General features: G+C 35.5%; 7 protein-coding genes. All 7 read right to left on the bottom strand.

Annotated features, from left to right (window positions below; genetic code table 11):
• Window positions 1-409: 409 nt before the first annotated feature.
• The 7 genes from FG383_RS17450 to FG383_RS17420 all read right to left on the bottom strand — a co-directional run bounded on the left by FG383_RS17450 (window position 410) and on the right by FG383_RS17420 (window position 7,336).
• Window positions 410-607: a hypothetical protein gene (locus tag FG383_RS17450; RefSeq protein WP_425467660.1), complete on the bottom strand. Its 198-nt coding sequence runs from the start codon at window positions 605-607 to the stop codon at window positions 410-412.
• A 29-nt stretch (window positions 608-636) separates the two neighbouring features.
• The gene (locus tag FG383_RS17445; protein ID WP_142608681.1) at window positions 637-1,689 is read right to left on the bottom strand and encodes a siderophore ABC transporter substrate-binding protein; all 1,053 of its coding nucleotides are present in this window, start codon (window positions 1,687-1,689) and stop codon (window positions 637-639) included.
• Between the two features lie 132 nt (window positions 1,690-1,821).
• Entirely contained in the window at window positions 1,822-2,589 is a 768-nt protein-coding gene (locus FG383_RS17440) for an iron ABC transporter ATP-binding protein (RefSeq protein ID WP_142608680.1), read from the bottom strand.
• Window positions 2,586-3,542, bottom strand: a complete 957-nt coding sequence (locus FG383_RS17435) for an iron chelate uptake ABC transporter family permease subunit (RefSeq protein ID WP_142608679.1) — start codon at window positions 3,540-3,542, stop codon at window positions 2,586-2,588. The genes FG383_RS17440 and FG383_RS17435 overlap by 4 nt, the downstream gene beginning before the upstream one ends.
• Complete coding sequence (locus FG383_RS17430) at window positions 3,529-4,485, bottom strand: ABC transporter permease (protein WP_142608678.1); 957 nt, start codon at window positions 4,483-4,485, stop codon at window positions 3,529-3,531. The genes FG383_RS17435 and FG383_RS17430 overlap by 14 nt, the downstream gene beginning before the upstream one ends.
• A 453-nt stretch (window positions 4,486-4,938) precedes the next feature.
• Window positions 4,939-5,784: a DUF6612 family protein gene (locus FG383_RS17425; RefSeq protein WP_142608677.1), complete on the bottom strand. Its 846-nt coding sequence runs from the start codon at window positions 5,782-5,784 to the stop codon at window positions 4,939-4,941.
• Between the two features lie 64 nt (window positions 5,785-5,848).
• A complete protein-coding gene (locus FG383_RS17420) occupies window positions 5,849-7,336 on the bottom strand; it encodes a peptide MFS transporter (RefSeq protein WP_142608676.1) in 1,488 nt (495 codons plus the stop codon).
• Window positions 7,337-7,362: the final 26 nt, after the last annotated feature.

Here is a 7,362-nt window from a genome sequence, read left to right as displayed (position 1 = left end):
GCGACGTAGTGAGTTGAATAAAGTGTTCGCTGGGATTTTCGCTGTAGGCGACGACTCCTGCCGGATGAGTGAGCAAATGAGACATCCCTACGACGCCTAAGCGGCGAGGATGGCTCATCGCTCACCCGGCGGAAAGCGTTCGACTGCAGCGAAAATCCCAGCGAACACTTTATTCAACTCACTACGTCGCAGTATCTCTATAATGCGTCACTTAACATGAGGTGGATTCGTTATATTACATACAATATAAAGAGGCATATCTTATATTATTTGAAAAAGGTTATTCACATAACCTTAATTTCATAATTTTTTTACAATATAAAAAATCTACTTTTCCATCTGATTGCTAAAGTAGATTGATTTGATTTCTATTATAGTCAAAATATTATTTAATCGTTCATAAGTAAAACTATTCTAAAACGGTATAGTTTGCATGCTCCATTGAAAGAACATATTCTGGTTTCGGTGGCTTACCACCATGCTCTTTAATTTTCGCTTTATGATCAGCGATATGTTCTGAGCTCTTCTCCCAATTCTTCCATGCTTCTTCTAACCCCTTTTCAAATATAAAATCATAAAAGTAAAGAGCTACCCTATTCGTGTACACGAATAGGGTAGCTCTTTCTCTAGTATGAATTATTTTAATTCATCTAAGATTTCTTGTAATTTTTCTGCTTCAGTTGTTACACCGTTGCTTGAGAAGTACCAGTTAACACCGTTTAAGTATACGATTTTGCCTTCTTTATAAGCACGAGTTTGTTTAATAATATCGTTTTCGATATCTGCTTTAATCGTTTCTACATCCGAAACTGTACGGTCAACGATTAATAATACTTCTGGATCTACAGATAATATTGACTCATAAGAAAAATCAGAACCATGTGAAGATGCTTTAATATCAGTTGTTGATGGTACGAAACCGAAGTCATTGTACACATATGCGAAACGAGAATCTGGACCGTTATCAAAACCAGAGACTTTTTTGTCGTTATACATAGCAATTAATGCATTTTCATAGCCAGCTGCTTTTTCTTTTACAGCATCCACTTTTTCTTGTAATGTAGCTTTTAACTCTTCACCTTTTTCAGCTTTATCAAAGATTTTAGCCGCTAAATCAACTGTTTCATAAACCCCATCAATATAGTTCGAGTTATCTGAACCAATGAATACTACGTTTGGTGTAATTTCTTTTAATTCTTCATAGAATGGAGATTGACGACCAGAGATAAAAATGATATCTGGGTTAGCTGCTGCTACTGCTTCGAAGTTGATTTCTTTTAATGAACCAACGTCAGCAATCTCATCGCTTGGTGCATATTTTTCTTTTAAGTGTGCCGGGATGTTCCCTTTACCACCGCCAGCTGCTACACCTACGATACCTTCAACACCTAATGCATCAAGTGTATCTAAGAAACCGTAGTCAAGCGTGATGATGCGCTGTGGCTCTTCTTCCAAAGTAATATCTTCAAATGTAATGGAAGCACCTTCTTCTGTTTCACGACTAGCAGTTAATGAAGATACTGTCATAGGGAATGCTGATTCTTCAACTACTTCTTTTTCTGTTTCACTTGCTTCATTTGTTTCACCAGTTGCTGGTGTTTCTGTTTCTTTTTCTGCTTCTTCTGATCCACATGCAGCTAACATCAATACTAACGCCGCTGTAGCGGTTAAAAATTTCCAATTCTTCATATTAAATTTCTCCTCCTAATAATAGCTCTTTTATTTCCACGAATGATAATGATAATCACTTTCATTAAGCTACCCATATGTTAATTTAGTCCACTACAATTGTCAATTACTTTTAAACCTTTTTTGAAATAATTAGTTATGTGAATTAAAATAGACACAAATTCGACAACCATCTTGCACTTGAACAGGAATATGCATATCATACACTTCACGTAAAGCATCTGAGTTAATGATCTCATGTGTTGGACCATCTTTTACTAGACGTCCATCCTTCAACGCAACGATACGATCTGAATAGACAGAGGCAAAGTTAATATCATGCAATACGATAACAACTGTTTTACCTAATTCATCTACCAATTTACGTAAAATTTTCATAATTTGCACAGAATGCTTCATATCGAGGTTATTTAATGGTTCATCGAGTAAAATATAATCAGTATCTTGCGCAATAACCATAGAAATAAATGCACGCTGCTTTTGACCACCTGAAAGCTCATCTAAAAACTTATCTTGCATGTCAGTTAAGTTCATATACTCTAACGCTTGGTCCACAAACTTTTGATCTTCTTTGTTTAAACGACCTTTCGAGTATGGATAACGTCCAAATGATACAAGTTCTCGAACCGTTAAACGGATATTCAAATGATTTGCTTGCTTTAGTATCGCAACGCGCTTTGCAAAAGCATCTGATTTCATTTTCTTCACATCTGATTGATCTAACAATACTTCACCTGTATCCGCATCTAACAAACGACTTACCATGGATAATAACGTTGATTTCCCCGCACCATTAGGTCCAATAAAGGACGTAATGGCTTTTGCTTGAATTTTTAATGTAACATCTTCGACAACAGTTTTTTTCCCAAAGCTTTTAGAAAGCCCTTTAATTTCAATCATCCTGCTTTCCTACTTTCCTTTAGTAATAAGTAGATAAAGTAAAGACCACCGATAAAGTTAATAATTACACTAATCGTTGTCGTTAAATTAAATACATGAAGCACTAAAAATTGTCCACCGACTAATGCAATAATACTTATTAAACTTGCTCCTATAATTAAGACCGAGTGTTTGTATGTAGCAAAATATTGATACGCTAAGTTGGAAACAATTAACCCTAAAAATGTAATTGGACCTACTAACGCTGTTGATACTGCAATTAAAACGGATGACAAAATTAAAATACGTAAAACCATTTTGTCATAGCTAATACCTAAGTTAATGGCATTGTCACGCCCTAAAGACATAACATCTAACTTATGCAATATACGGGTACCATAAAGAAACGCTAAAGCTACAATACCTGCTGATATAAATAGCAACTCCGTTTTTACGTTCATAAAGCTAGCAAACAATCGAGCTTGTAAGCTTTCATACTCTACTGGATCAATTATTACTTGCATAAAGGTAACTAAGCTTCCAAGTAATGTACCGATAATCATACCTGCTAATAGCAGTAAGAAAATCGGATGCTTATCTGCGCGGAATAAAAAGCGATATAAAATTAAAGCAAACAGAACCATTGCGATTATGGATACACCAAAGTTTAAGTAACGGCTTACAACAAAAATGGAAGACGATCCTAAAGCAAAGTAAATAATCGTTTGAACTATCTCATACATGGAGTCGATACCCATAACCGATGGTGTTAACAGTCGATTGCGGGTTACGGTTTGGAAAGCTACTGTTGCATAGGCGATTGCAGTACCTGTAATGACCATTGCAAACAATCGTTCTAAACGTTTCGGAAATGCATAACTAAAACCGCCTTGAATATTGTAAAACGCAAATAACAACATACAAATTAGAGCGATAACTGCTAATATTATTAGCTTCGTACTATTTTTTCGCATATGCTTTCCCCCTAAATAACATAATTAAGAAGATCGCACTACCGATTACTGCAACAGTTGTATTTACTGGAATTTCAAATGGATGTACGATTAAGCGGCTAATAATATCACAGATTAATAAGAATGCTGCGCCCATAAAAATGGTATGCGGAATTGTTTTACGTAAATTATCCCCTAAATAAAGAGAAACAAGGTTTGGAACAATTAACCCTAAAAACGGAATAATACCAACAGTTAAAATGACTGTCGTAGAAATAATGGCGACAATAACTAACCCAATATTCAATACCGCTCGGTAACTTAAACCAACATTTTTAGCAAAATCCTCACCCATACCTGCTACGGTAAATTTATTGGCATAAATATAAGCAATAATAATCGCCGGTACAGCTACATAAAGAAGCTCATAGCGACCAGATACAACTAACGTGAAACTCCCTTGGAAAAATGTATCAACATTTTGTAACATGTTTCCTTCATACGCTAAGAAAGTAGATATTGCCCCAAGAATATTTCCGTACATAATTCCGATAAGTGGAACAAACACCACATCTTTGAACTTAATACGTTCAAGCAATTGCATAAAAATAAATGTACCAATTAAAGCAAACGCAAAACTGAACATAATTTGCCCGATATAAGACATACTTGTAAAGAACATCATGGATATGATAATCCCTAGTTTTGCTGCGTCTAATGTACCAGCCGTTGTTGGCGATACAAATTTGTTACGGCTTAAACTTTGCATAATCAAACCTGCAATACCCATACCTGCGCCAGCTAAAATAATGGCTAATAGTCTTGGTAAACGACTAATTAAGAAAATTTGTGTTTCTAACGATTCCCAATCAAGCAAGTCACTCGGCTTAATGTTAATCGCACCAATAAATAGCGAAATAACTGACAGGATGATTACTGCACTAATCAACATCCACAGTCTCATTTTTAACCCCATATTTCTTTTATTCTCAGATGATTGTGAAAAATATTCTCCACGCTGAGTATGTAATTTATTATACGTAGAAGATAAAATATTCCCTTAGTCTCAATGATAGCTAATAAGAAATATTTGCGTCTCTTCTGAATTAAAGTCCAGCAAGTCGGCTGGAGAAATTCTACTTTCTTCTATAAAGAGAAAGTACTACTAGTGCAATAAAAAAATAGTTTTTTTCATGTCTATATTCTATTTATGAGTTCACGATAGTGAAAATCATTATCATTTACCCACAGGTTTTATTATAACATTTGGCTTATACAAGTCAACCCTTAAATGAAAATCATTGTCAATTGACGATATATTATATACGCTATTTCCCGCCTATGACGAAAACAAAAAGACTGCTCCCGATTGTTACAAAAAGCAACAATCAGGAGCAGTCTTTTAACTTATAACAATTTATAGTTCTACAGCGTTATCGATTACTTCTTGTGGAATGACGATCTCTTCTACTTTGTTGAAATCAGAGAAAGTAGATTTTACATCTTGTACGACGTTCATCTTCTCTCCGTCTACTTCCATATCCATATCGATCACAACATCTAATTTATTCGTTTGGAACGTCTCTTTATCAATGTGTATCAAATAGTTTACCGAGTGAATATCGAAATCCATTTGAATCTCTTCGCCTGCCCCCATCGATTGCATCACTTCATCTATTTGCGTTTTTACAAGCTCCGTGAATTTTTCACCGGAAGCTTCAAGCTTCAATATATAGTTTTTATTATCTTGTTCGAATTTAAAATCATCTAAATATCCTTCAATTTGTTTCAATTGATCCGTTGTATTTGCTTGTTCTGCAGCATTCATAATTCCTGCCATCATTTCTTGTGGGAACTTCATCCACTCTCCAGCAGACTCCTCGTACACATAAAAATCATCTGCAGTCATATAACTTTCGGATGTAGACGTTTGAGCAGGCATATCTTCGGCCAGCCCATTTACAGTCGAAGTACCTTTTTGATGCATCTGCATTGGTTCTACGATATATTCCATATCCATTTTCGAGCTAATTTCTAATGCCGCTTCTTCACTTGGTAAATTCATTGTTTGATTTAAATCCATTACTGCTCGTACACTTTTTAATTCTTCTGATGTAGCAATAGATTTATCAAATACTTCTTGAAGTGTTAACTTACTCTTTTCTGTTACCTCACCATTCCCTGCAGGGGCAGCAGTTTCGTTACATGCAGCTAAACCTAATGATAGTGTGGCTACTGCTATAAGCGTTGTCCATTTCTTCATATCAGTTATCATCCCTTCATTTGTTGATAACTATTATACGAGGAAAGTTTCGGAAAGGTTTCATTTATTTTACTCCACGCATATACTTTTGGATTAAAGGCGTCATTAAATACAATAGCAATCCAATGACAAGTGCGATTACACCAATTACACCAAAGTACAAAATTTCAGTTTCTGGTTTATATAATTTAACTACTTGCGCATTGATCGCTTGTGCCGATGCATTCGTCATGAACCATAAGCTCATTGTTTGAGCAGCAAACGCACCTGGTGCAAGCTTCGTTGTTGCAGATAAACCGACTGGAGATAACAATAACTCACCAAGCACAACTAAGAAGAAACTTAATACAAGCCAAAACGGATTAACAAGCGTTTCTGTACCATTCATATACGCTGGAATGATCATCACAATGAATGACATCCCCGCAAAGAATAAACCGAAAGAAAACTTTTTAGGTGTAGATGGTTGTCTATCCCCAAGTTTTACCCACAACCAAGCAAATATTGGTGCAAGTGTAATAATAAATAAAGGATTCAACGATTGGAACCATGCAGGTGAAATCTTAAAGGATCCGATCATTAAATTAACACGTTCATCTGCATATTGTGCCAATATATTCGATCCTTGTTCTTGAATTGCCCAGAACATCATCGCTGAAACAAATAATGGAATATATGCAAGTAATCTCGACTTTTCATCGGCAGTCGTTCGATTACTTCTATACATCAGTATAAAATACAATGTTGGAATAACTATACCTAAAATAGAAACCGTCATCGTAAATACATCAATCGTCATAATACCTTGTTGAATTAAAATATATCCCAAAACCAATACTATTAATAATCCAATTCCAATCTGTGTTAACACTTTTTTACGTTCTTCTTTAGACATTGGATTTGGCACATACGAACCAGCTAATCCAAGATTATTTTTCTTTGTCAGTAAAAAGACGATCAATCCAAGCGCCATCCCTACTGCTGCAAGTCCGAATCCTAGATGGAAGTTATACTCAAGACCAACAGTTCCAACGATTAACGGTGCGAGGAATCCACCCATATTAATACCCATATAGAAAATACTGAATCCAGAGTCACGACGCACGTCTTTTTCTGAATATAAGTCACCAACAATGCTAGAAATATTAGGTTTTAACAAGCCAGTTCCGATTATAATAAGTACCATCGATATAAATAAAGGCGTTATCCCGCCTGGAAACGATAATACAATATGGCCTAACATTATTAATATTCCACCGTAAAATACAGTTCTTGTCGTACCGAGTAGGCGATCGGCTATCCAGCCACCAATAATGCCTGACATATAAACAAGGGAACCATAAACTGCCATGATGGAGTTTGCAGTAGTTCGGTCTAGCCCTAATCCACCTTGTGTTACTTCATAGTACATATAATAGATTAGAATTGCGCGCATACCGTAGTAAGAAAAACGCTCCCAAAATTCCGTAAAAAATAAGGACATTAACCCTTTCGGATGCCCGAAGAATCCTTTTTGAGGAACTGATTTTACTATTTCATCTTTTGAAAACATGCTTTTACCTCTTTTCTAAAATAAGA

This window comes from Psychrobacillus soli, assembly GCF_006861775.1.
GTDB lineage: Bacteria > Bacillota > Bacilli > Bacillales_A > Planococcaceae > Psychrobacillus > Psychrobacillus soli.
The sequence above is the reverse complement of the archived record's forward strand: the minus strand, read 5'-3'. Positions and strand labels throughout refer to the sequence as shown.